The organism is Sphingomonas sp. NFR04 (assembly GCF_900114095.1).
In the GTDB taxonomy this organism is placed as follows: Bacteria; Pseudomonadota; Alphaproteobacteria; order Sphingomonadales; family Sphingomonadaceae; genus Sphingomonas.
The window spans coordinates 502,744-522,472 of sequence record NZ_FORV01000004.1 but is presented as its reverse complement, the minus strand read 5'-3'; the positions used below and the strand labels follow the sequence as shown (position 1 = coordinate 522,472).

The following is a 19,729-nucleotide window of genomic DNA, read 5'->3' as shown; positions in this document are numbered from 1 at the left end:
ACGCTTCCATAAGCGCATGCGCAGCCGGGATCCGGTCGGCCTCGGTCACCGGCCCGGCATACTCCACCGCCGTGAGCCGCTCGGGCAGCCCCTCGCACTGGTCGACGTTGAACACGGTGAAGCGCTTGAGGAACGCCAGCTGCCGCGCCTCGCGGTCCTCGTCGCGCGCCCGCTCGGCCTCATCCTTCGGCGTGAAGCGATCCGCATAGCAGATCGTCGTCCCACGCTCGCCACGCCGCACGTTCCCGCCCGCCGCCAGCGCCTGCCGAAAGGTCAGCCAGCGCTGCGAGGCATAGCGTCCCTCGATCACCGCCGCCCAGAGGATCAGCACATTGATTCCCGAATAGCGCCGCCCGGTCACCGCATTGGCCGGCATCGCGCACCCACATGCCGCAGCATCCCAAGGCTGCACCCAGGGCAGCCGTCCCTTCTCCAGCTCGGCAATCACCCGATCCGTCACCTCGGCATAGAGGCTGGTACGGTTCTCACTCCTGACACCCATGGTTCTACTCCTTTCCAAACACCGCAACCGGCGCCGGAAGGGCGGGGGGAGCGGCAGGAGCGAACCGGCAGTCCTGCCGTCAGAGGCAGGCCGCACCCGCAGGGCCGTAACGGAGTGGAGGAGCCGGGCACCGCCCGGCTTGCGGCATGCCGCGGCAGGCCTACAGGGAAGCGACGCTCCCCCCGCCCTTTCCGCGTGCCGGCGCACCAACGCCGCCGCGCCTCAGCGCGGCGACCATCCTTTCAGCGCGACCGCGCTGCCGGGCGCCAGCGGCGCCCGGACAAGAACCGCACCCTTGCGACCGGGCGGGACGCGCGGGCGGCGTGCGCGCGCCAGCACGTGCGCCAGCCGCCGCCCGTGCCTCCCGCCCGGGCAAGTGTGCCACGCGGGCACCGACAACCTGCGCGCCCTGGTGTCGCCGCAGGCGTGCGCCAGCGCGCGCACCGCACCCGCGTTCCGCTGCCGGCACCTGCCGGCCGCCGATCCGCAGGATCGGCCCTGCGTCCGCGATCAAAACCCGAAGGGCCGATACGGCCAGCCCGACTCGGCGCCGCGCAGCGGCGTGCGAGCGCAATCACGCCGCTGGCGTGAGACGCCCAGCATGGTCCACCAAGCCGCCTGTCGATCAAAAGGCGCGGCCGAACACGAATAGCCTCAGGCCCATTCAGATCCGTCTGGCCAAGGCGCTAGGACCACCACAGCACTGGCGAAACGGCAGGTTGGATCGCAACGGAGCGGCACATGGTCACGCGTGAGGAACTCTACCGCCTTATCTGGGCGATGCCGATGACCAAGGTCTCGGCACAGCTCGGCATCTCCTACGGCAAGCTGGTACAGATCTGCACCGCAATGGGCGTACCAAGGCCGGCGCAGGGCCACTGGGCACGCCTCGAGCTCGGCAAAGTCGATCCTGTCCCGCCGCTACCCGCAGCGGTGGAAGGACAGCCCACCACATGGACCGGCGACGGCATGCCCCTCCCCAAGGCGCGACCCGACGCCCGCACACTTAGGAAAAAGGCGATAACCGGCAACAAGACGCCTCCGGCCATGCACGCGCTCCTGCGCGGCACGAAGGCACAATTCCTGAATAGCCGCCCGACCAGGGATGATGGCTTTCTCCGACCGTATAAACGCGCCCTGCCCGACCTGCGCACCTCCTCCGCAGCGCTCGATCGTGGGCTGCTGCTGGCGAATGCTCTGTACAATGCCTTCGAGGAGGCTGGTCACCACGTAGTACTCAGCGGGCTCAATTCTGCCGCCCGCCGCCTGCAGATCGACCCCAGAGAGGCACCGATAAAGGGACGGCAGTACGACCCGTGTCCGCAGCCATGGCGGCCGGATCGACCCACACTCGTTCAGACAGACGGGGTGGGCATCGGCCTCATCGTTCTCGAAATGACCGAGCACGTCAAAATGCGCTACACGAACAACGGGTTCGTTCGAGACAGCCCCGAGCTTGCCGCACGCCTGGAGCGGTCGCACGGTTCCGGCTGGACAACATTCGAGGATGTGCCGTCGGGTCGGCTCCGAATCGTCGCCTATGCAGCAGACTCTGCCATCGACTGGTCGCAAAGCTGGCAGGAATCGGAGGATCAGACAGCACCGCTCTCCCCCGAGGCCATCGTCAAAGCCGTGCTGGCGCAGAAGCGCAAGCTGATCGAAATGGCAGAGGAAGCCGCGCGTCGGGCCGAGATCCGACACCGCGCATGGCTGGAGGAACAGGAGAAATGCCGCCGCCGCGAGGACGAACGCAACATCGCCAAATCACACGAGGAAAGCCTGGCAACCCTGCAAAGCGCTATCCAGCGATGGTCGAGGGTGATGGAGATCGAGCAATTCTTCTCCCAAGCGGAGCAACGCGCAGCAACACTGCCCAGCGAAGCCCGAACGAACGTGTTGGAGCGGGTCAGCCTTGCCCGAAACCTGATCGGTTATCAGGATCCCCTCGATCTCCTTCGAGAATGGAAGGCGCCTGCCGAGATCTCCAAGCCTCTATATGCCGGCTCCGCCGACATCGTGCGGCAGCGAACGCGGAGAAATCTTTGACGGCCGATTTGGCGGAAGCCGTGCTCCGGAGTCGGCTGAGCATGAGGCCAGCAAGGGAGGCAGCATCCGACCAGCTCAAGCCATTCCTCGATCGACGCTTGAATGTCCGCAAGCTCCGAAAGCGACCCTAGCGGTTGGGCCTACTCGCGCCTCATTCCCCTGAATCGGTTGTAGGGCGGGCAGCGGTTGCTGAGGCCTCGGCGAGACCAGCGTATCGGGCCCGAGAACTTACCTGCGGTCGGATCCGTGGCACGAAATCCCAGGTAAAACTCAGGCTGTGAAGAGGCTTCAAGGGGTGTACGAGGGTCGGAAGAAGAGGATCCTGTTTGCATATGATGCGCAAAGGCACGAACGCTGGTGGCATGCGGCGATACAACCAGCGCCTCATTTTGGCAGCCGTGCGCCGTATGAATGGGGCTTCGAAAGCCGAACTCGCGCGGATGACAGCGCTATCTCCTCAGGCAGTTGTACGGATCGTGGATGAGCTGGAAGAGGAAGGCCTATTATTTCAGGCGGCCAAGCGCACCGGCGGCATGGGGCAACCTGCGACAATTTATCGTATCAACGGCAAGCGGGGATACACGGTGGGCGTGGAGGTCGGACGCGGCGACACGACAATCGTGCTGCTCGACTTCGATGGCGACCGGAAGGCAGTCTGCCGCCACGCGGACAGCTTCCCGTCGATCAACACCGTTGTTCGACACGTGGAGCATTTCATCGACGAGCAGCTTGCGTCTGGCAACCTGCTGAACGCCGAGGTGCTGATGGGTATTGGCATTGCGATGCCATGGTTCCTGGGCGAATGGCGCGATGAACTCGGACTTTCGGCGGATCAGGCCGATGCGTGGCGCCGCGCGGATGTTGCCGATAGGCTCCAGGCCGGGTTCGGGTGGCCGGTCTTCTTCGAAAACGATGGGAATGCCGCCGCGCTGGCGCAGTTGCTCTGCGGCGCGGGCGTCGACCTCCAGGACTTCCTGGCGATCAACATCGGTACGTTTGTCGGTGGCGGTTTAGTGCTGGGCGGTCGGGTGCATCAAGGTCGGCACGGCAACGCAGGCGCGCTTGCGTCGATGCCGGTCTGCGCGGCGGGCAAGAGCGATTTTCTGGTCCACCGCGCATCCCTCTACGCGCTCGGCCAGGAAGCTGCCGCCGATGCACGTTTGGCCTGGATCGAACAATGCATCGAAGCGCTTGCCTTCGCCGTGACCAGTGCGAACAGCCTGCTCGACCTCGAAGCCGTCATCATCGATGGCTCGCTCGATCTCTCCAGCCTCGAAACGATCGCGGATGGGCTGCGAAGCCACTTCTCCACCGACGCGCCGCCGGACTTCTTTGCGCCGGAGATTCGAACGGGCGCGCTGGGCGCAGCCGCCGGGGCCGTCGGGGCAGGCCTGCTTCCGCTCCACGCGAGCTTTACTCCGGACCTCGCTAGCCTGTTCAAAAAGGGCTGATCGCGCTTTTTGCGAATTTCGACCCTCCAAGCGAAGATCGCGCGACGCCGCTTGACAGACTAAATCTCACTAGTAGATTTAGTCGATGACCGCGAATGCGCGGCTACGTTGATGGGGAGGAAATCGGTGACGATCCGTTCTGAACAAATGCGTCGACGTGCGCATGCACGAGGGCGTGTCGATGGTTGAGCCGTTGCTTCTCGGCGCCATCGAAGCCGGTGGAACCAAGTTCCTTTGTGCAGTCTCCGATCGTGACGGCACGATTCTGATGCAAACGCGCATCCCGACGACAACACCGGCAGCGACACTCGGTGCGGCGAGCGCGTTTTTCGCGGATGCCGCTGAAAAGCTCGGCGCGCTTTCAGCCTTTTCGATCGGCAGCTTCGGGCCGCTTTCGCTAAACCCGGTCGCGGCGGATCATGGCTGCATCACGTCCACGCCCAAGGCAGGGTGGCAGGACGTCAACCTGCTCACCCATTTCCGCCGTACCATCGATGCGCCCATGGTACTCGACACCGACGTGAATTGCGCGGCGGTGGGGGAACGGCTGTTCGGCAGCGGGCAGGGCCTGGACACTTTCTGCTATGTGACGGTCGGCACCGGCATCGGCGTTGGCCTGCTGATCAACGGCGCTCCCCACGGCGGCGCCAATCATCCTGAGACCGGGCACATCAAGCTGCCCCGTGCCCCCGGCGACGATCAGTTCGCCGGCATCTGCCCCTATCACGGCGATTGCCTGGAAGGTCTGGCGAGCGGCCCGGCAATGCAGGCGCGCTGGGGTGTGCCCGCGGAAACGCTGCCAACGGATCACCAGGCCTGGGCGATCGAGGCGGACTATCTTGCCGGCCTGTGCGCCACGCTCACCTACACCGTACGCCCGGACCGCATCATCATCGGGGGTGGCGTCATGCAACCGCCGATGTTCGCGCGGGTGCGCCATGCGCTGCGCGAAAAGCTCGCCGGCTATGACGCGAGCATGCGCGCGATCGACATGGCGGAATACGTCGCGGCGCCGACCGCAGGCGCGTCCGCGGGCCTGACCGGCGCCCTGGCGCTCGCCTATCGGACCGCTACGCGCCAGTGGCCGATGCACTGGTCCGTTGCCGACACCACCTCCATTCCAGCGGAAGCCGTTCATGCATAACGTTGTACATCCAAGCGATGCCGGCATCGTTGACGACGCCCGGGCGACCCCGGCGATCATCATGAGCGCCGCGGGGGCTGCGCTCGGCGGCCTGCTGTTTGGCTTCGATACTGCAGTGATATCCGGCGCGACCAACGCGCTGCAGGCCCAGTTCGCGCTGACCCCGGCGTTGCTGGGCTTCACCGTCGCGTCCGCCCTGATCGGCACGGTCCTGGGTTCGCTGATCGCCGGCGCGCCGGCGGATCGCTATGGCCGCAAGGCGATCATGCTTTCCGTCGCGATCGCCTATGTCGTCTCTTCACTCGGCACGGCGCTGGCGCACGAATGGGCGCTGTTGATCGCCTTTCGCTTCCTGGGTGGCATTGCCATCGGCGCGGCATCGGTGGTCACGCCGATCTACATCGCAGAGGTTTCGCCGGCCCGGTTCCGTGGCCGGCTGGTGGCGATGAACCAGCTGAACATCGTGCTGGGCATCCTGATCGCCTTCCTGTCCAACTACATCATCGCACAGATCCTGCCGCCCGAGACGGCGTGGCGCTGGATGTTCGGCATCGTCGCGGTGCCGTCGATCCTGTTCCTGCTCGTCACCTTCTTTCTCCCGGAAAGCCCGCGCTGGCTGGCCGTGCGCGGACACCGCGAGCGGGCCGTGGCCGCGATGACGCAGCTGGGGTTCAGCGATCCTGGTGCGGAACTGCTGCGCATCGAAGCGGCGGACCGGCGCGAAGCCGCCAAGGGCGCACCCAGCCTGTTCCAGGCATCGCATAGCCTGCCGGTGGCATGCGCGATCGCCATCGCGATGTTCAACCAGCTTTCGGGTATCAATGCGCTCCTCTACTACGCTCCGCGGATCTTCGAGCTGGCGGGCGCCGGCGCGGACAGCGCGCTGCTGCAGTCGGTGGCCGTGGGCGGTACCAACCTGTTGTTCACGGCGCTGGCGCTGTTCCTGATCGACCGGTTCGGCCGCAAGCCGTTGCTGTTCGTCGGGTCGATCGTCTGTGCCGCGGCCCTGCTGCTGGTCGGCTGGCAGCTGGAGCGGGCGGCGCCGAACGGCATGCTGATCCTGGCCGGGCTCCTCGCCTTCATCGCCGCCTTCGCGGTCAGCCAGGGCGCCGTGATCTGGGTGTTCATCTCCGAGGTGTTCCCAAGCTCGGTGCGCGGCAAGGGGCAGGCGCTGGGATCGACCACGCATTGGGTGATGGCGGCGATTATCACCTGGCTGTTCCCGGTGGTCGCGGATGCGGTAGGCGGTTGGGTCTTCGCCTTCTTCGGCGGGATGATGCTGCTTCAGTTCCTGTGGGCGTGGAAGGTCATGCCGGAAACCAATGGCGTCGCCCTGGAAGACATGGATCTGCGGGGAGCGGCAGCATGAAGACGATCGCTCTGTTGCTGGCGGCCGGTGCCGCGCTCGCCACGCCTGCATTCGCCCAGCGCGCGGACCCGCGGCCCGGCTACCACTTCGCGCCCGCGAAGAACTGGATGAACGACCCCAACGGGCTCGTTTACTATGACGGCGAGTATCATCTGTTCTTCCAGTACAACCCGCACGGCGACCGGTGGGGGCACATGAACTGGGGCCACGCCGTCAGCCGCGATCTGGTGCACTGGCAGGAACTGCCCATCGCCATCCCGGAGACCGCCGACGTGATGGCCTTCTCCGGCAGCGCCGTCGTCGACTGGAACAACACGACCGGCTTCGGCCGCAACGGCAAGCCGCCGCTGATTGCCATCTATACGGGCCATAATCCCAAGGCGAAGCTGCAGTCGCAGTACGTCGCCTACAGCAACGATCACGGGCGGACCTGGACCGTGCACGGCGAGGTGCTGAGCGTAGGATCGCCCGAATTCCGCGATCCGAAGGTGTTCTGGCATGCGCCCACGAAGCGTTGGGTGATGGTCGCGGTGATGGCGCTGGAAAACCGCGCCGTGATCTTCACCTCGCCCAATCTCAAGCAGTGGACCTTCGCCAGCAGCTTCGGACCGGCCGGCGGCCGCGGCAAGAACTGGGAATGCCCCGATCTGTTCGAGTTGCCCGTAGAGGGCGGGGCTGCCGGCGAGAAGCGCTGGGTGCTGGGCATCAACCTCGGCGACAACGCGGTAGGCGGCGGATCGGGCGGCCAATATTTTGTCGGCGACTTCGACGGGGTGAAGTTCACGCCCGTGCCCGGCTGGCCCGGCGATGCGCAGTGGATGGACTATGGTGCCGATTTCTACGCGGCTGTCTCGTGGAACGACCTGCCCAAGGACGATCCGCGTCGCGTCTGGATCGGCTGGGCGAACGACTGGCGCTATGCCGAGGCGATCCCGACCTGGCCGTCGCGCGGGCTGATGACCGTGCCGCGCCAGGTGACGCTGCGGAAATCGGCTGCAGGCTATCGCCTTGCGCAAATGCCGGTTCGGGAAGTCGCATCGCTGCATGGCGACCGTCGGGATTTTACCGCGGCGCTTGGCGAAACGCCCACGGCGCTGCCCGTGCAGGGCGGGTCGGCCGATCTGGAATTCGCCATCGACGGCGGATCGGCGGAGCAGGTGGCGATCACCCTGACAGATGGCGAAGGCTATCAGACCGTCGTGGGCATCAATCCGACGGTCGACGAGGTGTTCGTCGATCGTACGCGTTCGGGACCACATTTCCACGATGCATTCGCCAACCGGCACGTCGCGCCGGTCGATCTGAAGTCTCGCACGGTAAAGCTGCGCATCCTGGCGGATGAATCGATCCTGGAGGTCTTCATCAACGACGGTGAGCGCACGATCACCGATCGATTCTTCCGCGGCGGCGGACCGCTTCGGTGGAGTGCGTCCGCCCGCGGTGGCGACGCAAAACTGAAGCTTACCGCGTGGACGATGCAGGAAAGCGCAGTGAAAGCTGCGACAGAGTGATGCTGTTCCTCGATGCAGGAGCGGTCGCCATGACAGCACCGGGTTAACCGGTCGGGCCCACGGGCCCTCACCATCACATTTCTAGAAAAAACCAGCGTAATAAAAGAGGGGATTTTATGACGAGGTCTTTCCACGTCCTTTTGACGTCTGCAGCACTTCTTCCCATCATCGTGGCATCGTCCGCCCTGGCGCAGACGTCCAGCGACCCGCTGCCCGACGGCGCAGCGCAGGCCCAGGCTGATCCTGCCCAGGACGGCGGCGCCGACAAGGACATCGTCGTGACCGGCTACCGCGCCGCGCTTGGCTCCGCCCAGGCGCTGAAGCGCAATTCGGATTCGATCGTCGACGCGATCGTGTCCGACGACATCGGCAAGCTTCCGGACAACAACGCCGCCGAAGCGATTTCGCGCGTCGTTGGCGTGACGGTGACGCGCTACAACGATGAAGCGGGCGTCATCCTGGTGCGGGGGCTGCCGGATGTCGCGACCACGTTCAACGGACGCGAGTTCTTCTCCGCCGAAGATCGCGTGCTGCATCTTCAGGACTTCCCGGCTGGCGTTGCCGCAGGGATCGAGGTGTACAAGTCGGGGACGGCAGACCTGATCGAACCGGGCCTTGCCGGGCTCGTCAGCCTTCGGTCGCGCCGCCCGTTCGACGTCAAGGACACCGAGATCGCCGGCGAAATCCGTGGATCGTACAATGATCAGTCGAAGGCATTCGACCCCGCCGGCAACCTGTTGCTCACCAAGCGCTGGGACACACCGATCGGCGAGATCGGCGCGCTGGTGAACTTCAGCTATGTGCGCAGCACCTACCGCAACGCCGACCGCTATGCGGATTCGGCGGTGATCACCCCGCGCGGCTTTGGCGTCGACGACCCCGCCGACGACATCAAGGTGACGACGCCCGGCGTCGGCAACTTCAATTTCCCGGCGAATGCCGGCAACTTCTATGAAAAGGGCGTTCGGCACCGCCCGGCGATCAACGGCACGCTGCAGTGGCGGCCCTCCGCGGATCTGGAACTCTATGCCGAAGGCTTGTGGCAGGCCTATCGCGGCAACGTGCTTCGCGACTCCTTCAACGCCAATTTCGAGCGGCGGGATGCGAACGGGGTAGCGCCCACGCTCAGCAACGTCGTGCTGGTGCCGGGCGAGCCCGGCAAGGCAGCAAGCTTCACCAAAACCGGCGGCTATGTGCCCGAATTCTCGCGCGTGGCGCAGGACGATCGTACCGATACCTATCAGGGCGCTGCCGGCTTCAAGTGGACAACGGGCCGTGCGACGCTGTCGGGCGACTTCGCCTATACCAACAGCCGGTACAAGGCGACGGAGATCACCGTCGATTCCCAGCTCGCCACCGCGCCGACGATCAATGTCGACTGGGACGCCCGCGGATCCGCCGTGTTCGACCTGGGCGGATACGACATCATGAACCCGAACAATGCGCGCTGGCGCGGCTTCAACCAGCGCGAGTTCGTCGCGAAGGGCGATGGCATCCAGGGCCGCCTGGACCTCGACCTCCAGACCGACTGGAGCTTCCTGCCCCACCTCCAGTTCGGCGTGCGCGCCAGCGACCGCAATGCGTCGTCCCAGAACAACACGCGCTATGCGTACACCGCCGGGCTCAACATCCCGCTGGCGTCGCTCCCCACGGGCGCGCTCGAGCAGATTACCGAGGGCTTCCGCGATGATCCGCAGCGTTTCCGGACCTGGCTGGCGCCCAACCGCGACGCGATCATCGCCAACAGCGAAGCGTTGCGCCAACTCGCCTACGCATCGGTGCAGAAGGCCACGCTGCTGTTCCCGAACGATGGCGGCATCCGCGACGCAGTGACCAAGTACGCGACCGCGGCCATTCCGGTAGATCCGCTGGGCGGCTTCACGGCCAGCGAGGCGAGCTATGCCTTTTATGGGCAGGGCAAGTTCGCCTTCAGCATCGGCGGTGTCGACATCGACGGCACCGCCGGTGCGCGCGTCGTCAACACCGATGGCACGTATCGCGGGTTCAGCCGCGTGCAGGGTGCCAACGGCAGCACTGCGATCGTTCCGACGACGACCAAGCAGAACTATGTCGACATCCTGCCCTCCGCGATTGCGCGCATTCGCTTCTCCCGGGAGTGGCAGGTGCGCCTGGGGTACACGCAGACGCGGACGCGGCCCGGCTTCGGCCAGCTCAATCCGTCGCTCAACATCACCGCCAACAGCCCCGGCCCGGACGGATCCCCGCCGCAGTTCGACGCGACCGGATCGGGTGGCAATCCTGATCTGCGGCCGCTGACGTCGAAGAACTATGATGCGACTCTGGAATGGTATTTCGCCAGGAACGGTTCTGCGTCAGTTGCCGTCTTCTACCGCGACCTCAATGGCTTCATTGGCAACTACACTCAGGTCGTGAATGACCCGATCTATGGCCGCGTTCAGTTGAACCGGCCGGAAAATGCTGGTGATGGCCGCATCAAGGGTGTGGAAGCATCGGTGCAGACCTTCTTCGACTTCCTTCCCGGCATGCTGTCCGGCCTCGGCGTACAGGCCAACGGCACCTATCTGGACGGCACCAACCAGCTTCCGCAGGCGCTTGGCGTGGGCAGCCCCCAGGTTCAGATCACCGGCCTGTCGAAATGGGCGTACAACCTCACTGGCTTCTACGAGAAGGGCAAGATATCTGCGCGGCTCTCGTACAACTGGCGTTCGGGCTATACGACCAGCTACAACCGCAACATCAACGAAGTACAATATGCCGGCGAGCTGGTGCGGCCCGTGTCGCGCCTCGATTTCTCGGCGAGCTATGAGCCGGTGAAGAACATCACTGTCGTCGCGAACGTCAGCAACCTTCTGGCGCAGCCGTTCAAGAATTACCGCTACTACAACGAAACCCAGTATTTCGGGCGCGATCTGCGGGTCGAGGGGCGGTACTTCAGCTTGGGCGTGCGGTTCAAGATGTAGCTTTCTGCCGCCGTTCGGCGCGTAGCAGCGCGCCGAACGGCAAATGATTTTTTTCGATGACACGGATTGCACGTCGGTACGCCGGCGGCGGATCGCCGCTGCGTGGCTTCCGGCGCGGCCAAGCCAATGCGCAGCAGACAGCGCTTCGCAGCGTCGCACCATCGATGCTGACGGCGCCGTTCCCGAATTTTTGGACAGGAGCCGAGGCAATGACGAACGCCAAGTCGTATTCCCGCAGGTCGACGCTGACCATGATGATGGCGCTGCCGATGGTGGCATCGTGCGGACCATCCTCTGCCGCGGGCAGCGTTGTCGCGCAGAACACGGGAGCGGCGCCCCCGACACCGGCCCCGACGCCCACACCAACCCCCACTCCGTCTCCGGTAAGCGCACGCCCGCGCTACCACATCGCCGCACCCACGGGCGCCTGGATCAACGATCCTCAGCGGCCGGTGAAGATCAGAAATGCCTGGACCCTCTGGGCGCTCTGCAACCCCACCTATCCGACCGGTGGCACCGAATGGCGGCGCTGGACTTCCACCGATCTGGTCAACTGGATCGATCAAGGCGTCTCCATTCCGCGCCGAACGACAACCTTCGGGGATGTTTGGAGCGGCAGCACGGTCGTCGATGTTAACAACACCGCCGGCTTTGGCGCAGGCGCGCTGATCGCATTGATGACGATGCCTGCCGATGATGCGGGCGGGCAGAACCAGTCTTGCGCCCTGTGGTATTCGCTCGACGGCGGCGTGACCTTCGCCTTCTATGGAATCGTTCTACCCAACTTCCCCGGCCACGCGGCATTCCGTGACCCTACGGTGTTCTGGCACGGGCCGACCAACCGCTGGGTGATGACGCTGAGTGAGCAAGGCAAGATCGGGATCTACACCTCAACGAACTTGAAGCAGTGGACCTATGCGAGCGACTTCCTGTCGAATGTCGTGGGCGACGTCATGGAATGCTCGCACCTCTTCAAGCTCCATCTGTACGACGCCGATGGCACGACCTCTTCCGACAAATGGGTGTTGCTGGTCGGCGGTGACGGAACCGCGCGCGGGTTCACCGGCGGCACCTATTACTGGGTCGGCGATTTCGACGGCACCACCTTCACCGCTGGCAACCCGGAGGGACAGTGGCTGGACGGCGGCGCCGATTTCTATGCGGCTGTGGTGTGGACCGATCCCGAAGCCCCCGATCCGCTGGCGTCGGCATATTCGATCGCCTGGATGAACAACTGGGCCTATGCCAATCAGCTGCAGCCTGCCGGAGGATATCGGGGGCAACTCAGCATCGTGCGGCGGTTGCGCCTGCAACGTATCGGCGGGGTCCCGCGCCTTCTCGGCACACCGCTGGCAGCGCAGAACAGTGTTTTCGACCGGTCTTTTGCTGGAACCGATCAGACGATCGCCGAAGGCACGGACTATGTCTGGCCCGCCAATGCCGGTGCCACCGCCCTCCGGATCGACCTCACCCTGACACGCGTCGGCGCGGCATGGCCGTCGGGGCTGTGGTTGTCGGTGCGAGGCGGAGAGGGCTTCTTCACGCAGATCGGCTTTGATCTGCAGAAGAATACCGCCTTCATCAAGCGAAACGCGAGTGGCCCGAACGCGCCCGACAGCGATGCGTGGCGCAAGGATCGTACCGTGGCCTGTGACTTTTCCGGTGGCACAGCGACTATCAGCCTGTTCGTCGATGCCGGCTCCGTCGAGGTCTTCCTGAACAATGGCGCTGCGACGATGTCGACTCTCATCACCGCGCCGGCGAGAGCGAGTGGGTTGAAACTCAACACTGTAGGCGGCAGCGTTCGCGTCTCCGGCGTGGCCATCGCAAGCACTGGATGAGCGAATTTCACTTCATTCAGCCAATGCTCACTGTCGTTAGTTTTCACCAAGCGCCCCGCGATGGGGAGCTAGGATCCCCGCACAAAGCTTTTTGAGAACTCCCGCCAGCTGGAAGCAAGGCGGCTTGCGGCAGGCTTCTTTCATGAGGAGGCGCCTCCTCTTGTATTTGCTCGGAAGCTGCCTGATGGCAGGCAGCCCAATATCGGTCATCCCGATTTCGCGTCGGGCAAGCGATAAGCGTCAGCCTCGGAAATACCTACCGTTTGGCCGATCGCTCTGGAGCGGCTACAAAGTCCCAAGTAGCACCAAGCGAGTTTCCGGCAGCAGTCGACCAAAATTCGCCGTTCCCCAGCCTGGGTGGGAATGACAGCTCCTACTGAAAGCTGCCATGTCCATTCGATCCAGTAGTCCTGCAGCATTGCTGTCTGGCTATCATGCCTTCAGAAGGTCGCCATTTCCTGACAGCCGAATATAGCGCCCACCTCATCCGATCCCGGAAACCTCAGCCCGAGTAACGCTCCGCCATGTACCGTCTCGGCGAGGTGCCCAGCGCCTTGCGGAACATCGTCACAAAGCTGGGAACGCTTTCATAGCCGAGGTCCCCAGCCACTTGCTGGATCGAGGCGCCCGCGGCGAGCCACTTGACTGCCAGCACAACGCCGAGCTGCTGGCGCCAGCGGCCGAAGCTCATCCCGGTCTCTCGATGGATCAACCGCTCCAGCGATCGTTCGCTCATGGCGGCGCGCTGCGCCCACACCTTCAGGCTGCCCCGATCCGCGGGCGACGCCATCATCTCGTCGACGACCTTGCGCAGGCGCGGATCGCTGGGCATTGGGAGATGCAGATTCTCGACTTGGGCCGCCGCAAGCTCGTCGAGCAGCACCGCCACCAGCCGCGCGTTGGCGCCATCCTCTTCATAGAAATACGGCAGATGCGCAGCGCGGGCCAGAAGCTCGCGCAGCAGCGGCGTCACCGAAACCGCGCAGCAGACCTTCGGCAACTGTCCGGCCATGGCGGCATCGACGAACGCATTATAGCCTTCGAGCGCGCCACTTGCTCTGATCGCGTGCAACGCGCCACCGGGGATCCAGATCGCGCTGCGCGGCGGCACGATCCACAGCCCGCCTTCGACCTCACAGCTGAGCGCGCCGCGCCGCACGAGCAGCATCTGCCCTTTCTTGTGGCAATGGGGTTCAAGCTCGAAGCCGTCCGCGTCGGACATCTGTGCGCCGAAGGCCACGATCGGACGCGGAACGTCGTCCGGTTCGATCCATTCGAAGTTCTGCAAGTCGCTGAGGATCGGCATCCTTACGCCCTACGCAAAATAAGTTCGGCTGGCGAGATCGGATAACATCTTGTCTGTCCTTCGTAATGACGCCAGTACGGCGCGCGTCTATCCGGGTTGCCATTCCGCCGAGCCGATCCGGCTCGGGGCATTGCGAGGTCCCATCATGAATACCCTGACCAGCCCCCGTGTCTCGGACCTTCTGACGGCGCTGCACCGCGAAGCTGAGACGAGCGATCGAGCACATGTTGCGGAGATGCAGGCCAAAATTGCGGCGCCGGGCGCATCGATCGAGGGCCTGGTTGCGGATTTGCTCGCGGATGAGCGCGCCGACTATCGCGCAGCTTATCGCGACCGCGCTGACAATTCCCTCGCGGTCTCGCCGGATTATGGGCGTTTCCTCTATGCGATCGCCCGCGCCCGCGGGGCGACCATGGTCGTCGAGTTCGGCACGTCGATGGGAATTTCGACGATCTATCTCGCCGCCGCGCTGCGCGACAATGGCGGCGGGCAGCTCATTGGCAGCGAGATGGAGCCGGCTAAGGTGACGCGGGCGCGGGCCAATCTCGACGAGGCGGGGCTGGCAGATCTCGTTGAAATCCGTGCCGGCGATGCGCTCGAGACGTTGAAGGACCTCGGCGGCGACGTCGACCTGTTGCTGGTGGACGGGGCCTTCTCGCTTTACCTGCAAGTACTCAAGCTGGTCGAGCCACGGCTTAAGCCCGGCGCTGTGATCCTCGGTGAGAACGCCTTCGAGCCTGGCTATCAGTCTTATGTAAGCGTTCCTGCTAACGGGTATGTTTCTTTCGCCCTGCCGGATGCAGGCCGCGGCAATGCATTCACCGTGAAGGTTTCGTGATGCTCGCCGCTGGATCAACGGAGCGCCCCATCAAGGGGCCGGGACGGCTGAGCAAGGCGTTGATGCGGCTGTGGATGAAGCCCGCAACTATCGTCGCCAACGATCAATTGGCCGATCGCTTCCATCTTATCACGCTGGAGGGCCCCGCACTCGCTGATGTCGCGTGGCTCCCAGGACAGAAAGTGCAAGTCGCAATGGGTTCAGCCTTCGCGACGCGAACCTACACGCCGATCGAATGGAACGCGTCGGCCGGGCGAACATGCATAGTGGGCTATGCGCATGCCGAGGGGCCGGGAAGCACCTGGGTCCGCAGCGTTGCGCCGGGTGATCAATGCGACATTTTTGGTCCGCGCCCATCGTTGGACCTGTCTCGTCTCCCGTATCCGCTTTTCATCACGGGCGACGAGACCTCGATGGGCCTTGTTTATGCGGCAAGCCATCAAGACCCAGCACGCCGCGTATCAGCCTGTCTCGAAGTCTCAGATCTAGAGGCCGCCCGGCGCGCCGCGGGACACCTTGGCCTGCAGGATATCGCGTTTTTCGCGAAGGGAGCCGACGATGCTCATATTTCGGCGATGCAAGCGGCGGTATCCGACGCAGCCACCACTGGCGCGTCGTCCGTGCTGACCGGAAACGCTTGGACGATTCAAGCGCTCCGCCAAAACCTGCGGCTGCAATCCAAATCCGCCGCACGCGTCGTCACCAAGGCTTATTGGGCGCCGGGCAAGACTGGCTTGGACTAACCTGGCACGGTACAATGCCGCTTGCCTCGCCTGAACCTGCCCGACCGCTCCCGGCCCGATTTCGATCCTCTCGATCGCGGGTCGAGCAATCGCCGGCATCGCGGCTCGGAACGGCAAGGCCCCACTTCTCCCCATGCAGACAACCGGCGACAGTCGGTGAACTCAGGCCGTTCACTGGTAGTGCTGCGAACGGCAGGCTTTGCCAAACTGGTCGTTAGCACGAACTCCAGCGAAGCTCGTGAGCCAACTGCCAGCAAGCCTTCCCGACACGGGCTGCTTGGTGACTTTGGGCGCCTACTTCGCCCGACCCTCCAATCGTTACGGCGTCGTTTGACACCCTTCAATTTGCGACTATAGCAAGTGCGACTCAGTCGCAGTAGCAAGCAAGGGGAGCCTTCGTGATCCATCTAATCGCCCGCCTGACGGGGGCGGCGAGCCTATTCGCCTACCTGTCTTCCACACCGGCGTTCGCGCAGGCGCAGCAGACACCCATCGCAGGGCAGGACGGCAAGCCTGATCTTGCCACCATCACCGTAACCGCGACGCGCCTCGCCACCGATACGCAAAAGGTGCCGGCGACAGTAACCGTGGTGACCGATGAGAAGATGGCCAATCAGCTGGTCAATGACCTGAAGGACCTCGTCCGCTTCGAACCCGGTATCAGCGTACCGCGCCAGCCCGCCCGCTTCGGCGCGGCATCGGGCACCACCGGCCGCGCGAGCAATGAGGGCTTCGTCGTGCGCGGCATCGGCGGCAACCGCGTGCTGATCCAGGTGGACGGCGTGCGCGTGCCCGACGGCTTCACCTTCGGCGCGCAGAGCGTGGGGCGCGGCGACTATGTCGACCTTGGCCTCGTCAAATCGGTGGAGATCCTGCGCGGCCCGGCCTCGGCGCTCTATGGCAGCGACGGCCTGGCGGGCGCGATCAGCTTCACCACCGCCGATCCGGGCGATTTCCTGACCGGCGGCAAATCGGTGGGCGGCCTGGTGCGGGCCGGCTACCAGTCGTCGGACCAGGAATGGAGCGAGACCGGCATCCTCGCTGCGCGCAGCGGCGCCTGGTCGGCAATGGTCGCCTATACCCGCCGCGACTTTTCCGAACTGGAGAACAAGGGCAGCGTCGGCGGCAGCGGGGCCGCGCGCACCGAGGCCAACCCGCAGGACGGTGAGTCGAACGCGGTGCTCGGCCGGATCGTCTACGAACCCGGCACCGGCCACAAGCTGCGGCTGACCGGCGAATATCTCGACAACGGGATGGACAGCAACGTGCTGACCAGCGTGACCGCGAGCGTCGCCGGGACCACCGCCAACGACAGCACCAAGCGCAAGCGCGCCGCATTCGACTGGACTTGGGCCGGGCAGGGCGCGATCCAGCGCACGCGACTCAGCCTCTACTGGCAGCAGGCCGAGGACCGCCAGTTCTCCGCCGAGGACCGTGTCACGCTCGCCGACCGCACCCGGCTGAACACCTTCGACAATCGCGTGTTCGGCGGGTCTGGTGAGATCGTGTTCGGCTATGAGACGGGGGCGCTGCGCCACCGGCTGATCGTCGGCGCCGACGCCAGCCGTACCCGCCAGGAGGGTATCCGCGACGGCACCGTGCCGCCGGCGGGCGAGACCTATCCCACCCGCGCCTTCCCGATCACCGATTTCACGCTGGCCGGCCTGTTCGTCTCGGACGAGATCAGCCTCGGCCCGGTCACCTTGTTCCCGGCGCTCCGCTTCGACCATTATGCGCTCGATCCGAAGAAGGATGCGGCGCTGCCGGCGTTCAACTCGGCGAGCCAGAGCGGCTCGCGCGTCTCGCCCAAGATCGGCGCGACGCTGGCGCTGAGCCCGGACGTGAGCCTGTTCGCCAATTATGCGCAGGGCTTCAAGGCGCCCGAGCCGAGCCAAGTCAACCAGTTCTTCCAGAACCTCGCCTTCGGCTATCGTTCGGAACCCAACCCCAATCTGAAGCCCGAGACGAGCCGCAGCGTCGAAGGCGGCATCCGCTTCGGCGGCGGCGGCGTGCGCGTGCAGCTGACCGGCTTCCATGCGGACTACGACAACTTCATCTCGCAGGAAGTGGTGGGCGGCGCCTTCACCTCCGCCAACCCGGCGGTCTATCAGTTCATCAACCTCGACGAGGCGCGGGTGAACGGCATCGAGGGCCGGGCGGATGCGCAGCTCGGCCGCGGCTTCACTGCGAACCTCGCCTTCGCCTATGCCGATGGCGACGTGATCCGGAATGGCGCCAGGGCGTCGCTCTCGACGGTGGATCCCGCGAAAATCGTCGGCGGGTTAGGCTATCGCGCGCCGGACGGAGCGTTCGGCGGTCAGCTGATCGTGACGCACAGCACCCGCAAGGAAGCGAGCGCCACCACCGGCGTGTGCACCGCCGCATGCTACCGGCCGGACGCCTTCACCATCCTCGACGCGACAGCCTTTGTGCGGCTGACCCAGGGGCTCACGTTGCGCGCCGGCATCTTCAACCTGCTCGACAAGAAATATGCCTGGTGGAACGACGTGCGCGGCCTCGCAGCCAGCTCGACGATCACCGACGCCTATACCCAGCCGGGGCGCAACGGCAGCGTCTCGATCAGCTACCGCTTCTGACCATCGGAGGGCACATCATGAAGTTTCGACGTTTCGGCCTGCTGGCCCTGAGCCTTGCCGCCATGGTTCCGGCGCTGCCTGCCCAGGCGGACGGTCCGGTCAAGCCCCGCACCGCCGCCGAGGAACAGGCGTCGTTTGAAGCCGACCGGCGCGACATCCTCACCATGGCGGGCACCTTCAAGGTCCGCTTCGATATGCAGGAATCGACCGCCTGGCGCGCCGACTACACCCCGATCGACCGGTCGATCTCCGGCGGCAACGAAGTGGTGCGGGTGATCGAGGACACCGGCCGCCATATCGTGCTCCAGCATCTGCTGGTGGTCGAGCAGGGCGGCAAGACCATGGTGATCAAGCACTGGCGGCAGGACTGGGACTATGAACCCGCCCGTGTGCTTGTGTACGCCGGCCCGAACGAATGGAAATGGGAAGCGGTGCCCGAGGCGATGCGGCGCGGCCGCTGGTCGCAGACCGTGTACCAAGTCGACGACAGCCCGCGCTATGGTAGCTGGGGCCAGTGGACCACCGAAGCCGGGGTACGGCGCTGGCGTTCCGGCTGGACCTGGCGTCCGCTCGCCCGGCGCGATGCGGTGCGCGGGCCGGTCTATGACCGCTATCTCGGCATCAACCGCCACCAGCCGACGCCGACCGGCTGGATCCACTGGCAGGACAATACCAAGATGGGTCTGATCGACGGCAAGCTGCAGCCGATTGTCCAGGAATATGTGCTCAACAGCTACACCCGCTTCGACGGCTATGACGTGAAGGCGGCCGACGCCTATTGGGCGGCGACCAAGGGCTATTGGGCGGCGATCCGTGCGGAATGGGATCGCATCGCGCAGGCCAAGAACGGCATCCGCGTCACCGAGGCCGCTCAGGCGGGAACGGTGGTCGCCAGCAGGCTGCTCGAGATCGCCGACGAGGTGCTAGCCGGAAAGAGGAAGGAAGCCGACGCGATCGCCCTGGCGAAGACGCTTATGGATCAGGCGACCAGGCCGCCTGATCCTGCGCGCGGGCCGGGGAGTTCGAAGGCCACCGGCCTGCGCGCGAATTGCGTGGCTGTATGCCGCACCTTGCGGCGCAGCGGAAAATCGAGGGGCGTCATACCCCGCGCTCGTGCGTGCGAAGGGACAGGGTGAGTTCAGTTTTGCCTCGACGCCTATCGATGTGGAAAGTGGTAAAATGAGCCCGGTGCATCTGCTGTCATCTGGTACGCGATCACGTAGCCGCTGAAAGTCGGCTTCTCAGAGCAGCTGCCGTTCAACATGCCGTTTGGTCACGGCCGTAAAGTCCCAGCACACGTCAATCCACCTTCCGGCAGCAGTCGACCAGAACGCGCCGTTCGTCGGCTGCGCCTCCACGGCAGCTTTTCCCATGAGCCGACGCCCAGCAGTTCCCCGACCGGTCATCGGAGTGCACCCGAAAATGGGCCGGTCGCGGAC

The 19,729-nt window shown here is 64.8% G+C and carries 13 protein-coding genes; 11 read left to right on the top strand and 2 right to left on the bottom strand.

Going from position 1 to position 19,729, the window contains the following annotated elements; genetic code table 11:
- The coding region (locus BM009_RS14765) for an ArdC-like ssDNA-binding domain-containing protein (RefSeq protein ID WP_139216632.1) at positions 1–502 on the bottom strand (502 nt) is incomplete at its 3' end.
- Positions 503–1,243: 741 nt separating this feature from the next.
- Between BM009_RS14765 and BM009_RS14760 the strand changes: the two genes are divergently transcribed.
- The 7 genes from BM009_RS14760 to BM009_RS14730 all read left to right on the top strand — a co-directional run bounded on the left by BM009_RS14760 (position 1,244) and on the right by BM009_RS14730 (position 12,806).
- Entirely contained in the window at positions 1,244–2,548 is a 1,305-nt protein-coding gene (locus tag BM009_RS14760) for a hypothetical protein (RefSeq protein ID WP_093297308.1), read from the top strand.
- Positions 2,549–2,880: 332 nt separating this feature from the next.
- Positions 2,881–3,999: an ROK family transcriptional regulator gene (locus tag BM009_RS14755; RefSeq protein WP_217644206.1), complete on the top strand. Its 1,119-nt coding sequence runs from the start codon at positions 2,881–2,883 to the stop codon at positions 3,997–3,999.
- Positions 4,000–4,162: 163 nt separating this feature from the next.
- Complete coding sequence (locus BM009_RS14750; protein WP_254772301.1) at positions 4,163–5,143, top strand: ROK family protein; 981 nt, start codon at positions 4,163–4,165, stop codon at positions 5,141–5,143.
- The gene (locus BM009_RS14745) at positions 5,136–6,512 is read left to right on the top strand and encodes a sugar porter family MFS transporter (protein WP_175488038.1); all 1,377 of its coding nucleotides are present in this window, start codon (positions 5,136–5,138) and stop codon (positions 6,510–6,512) included. The genes BM009_RS14750 and BM009_RS14745 overlap by 8 nt, the downstream gene beginning before the upstream one ends.
- Positions 6,509–8,023, top strand: a complete 1,515-nt coding sequence (locus BM009_RS14740) for a glycoside hydrolase family 32 protein (protein WP_093297306.1) — start codon at positions 6,509–6,511, stop codon at positions 8,021–8,023. The genes BM009_RS14745 and BM009_RS14740 overlap by 4 nt, the downstream gene beginning before the upstream one ends.
- Before the next feature lie 170 nt (positions 8,024–8,193).
- On the top strand, positions 8,194–10,965 hold the full coding sequence (locus tag BM009_RS14735) for a TonB-dependent receptor (protein ID WP_254772298.1): 2,772 nt from the start codon (positions 8,194–8,196) through the stop codon (positions 10,963–10,965).
- Between the two features lie 209 nt (positions 10,966–11,174).
- Positions 11,175–12,806 (top strand): glycoside hydrolase family 32 protein, encoded by a 1,632-nt coding sequence (locus BM009_RS14730; RefSeq protein ID WP_217644205.1) that lies wholly within the window; start codon positions 11,175–11,177, stop codon positions 12,804–12,806.
- 502 nt (positions 12,807–13,308) lie between these two features.
- On the opposite strand, the gene BM009_RS14725 is transcribed toward BM009_RS14730, so the two are convergent.
- Positions 13,309–14,112 carry an AraC family transcriptional regulator gene (locus BM009_RS14725; protein ID WP_093297300.1) on the bottom strand — a complete coding sequence of 268 codons (804 nt, stop codon included), beginning with the start codon at positions 14,110–14,112 and terminating at the stop codon, positions 13,309–13,311.
- Positions 14,113–14,257: 145 nt separating this feature from the next.
- On the opposite strand from BM009_RS14725, the gene BM009_RS14720 reads away from it, so the two are divergent.
- The 4 genes from BM009_RS14720 to BM009_RS14705 all read left to right on the top strand — a co-directional run bounded on the left by BM009_RS14720 (position 14,258) and on the right by BM009_RS14705 (position 19,426).
- A complete protein-coding gene (locus tag BM009_RS14720; protein ID WP_093297299.1) occupies positions 14,258–14,950 on the top strand; it encodes an O-methyltransferase in 693 nt (230 codons plus the stop codon).
- A complete protein-coding gene (locus tag BM009_RS14715; RefSeq protein WP_093297297.1) occupies positions 14,950–15,693 on the top strand; it encodes a siderophore-interacting protein in 744 nt (247 codons plus the stop codon). Before BM009_RS14720 ends, BM009_RS14715 begins: the two co-directional genes overlap by 1 nt.
- Positions 15,694–16,091: 398 nt before the next feature.
- Complete coding sequence (locus BM009_RS14710; RefSeq protein WP_093297295.1) at positions 16,092–18,290, top strand: TonB-dependent hemoglobin/transferrin/lactoferrin family receptor; 2,199 nt, start codon at positions 16,092–16,094, stop codon at positions 18,288–18,290.
- A 17-nt stretch (positions 18,291–18,307) separates the two neighbouring features.
- On the top strand, positions 18,308–19,426 hold the full coding sequence (locus BM009_RS14705) for a DUF6607 family protein (RefSeq protein ID WP_254772297.1): 1,119 nt from the start codon (positions 18,308–18,310) through the stop codon (positions 19,424–19,426).
- Positions 19,427–19,729 lie beyond the last annotated feature (303 nt).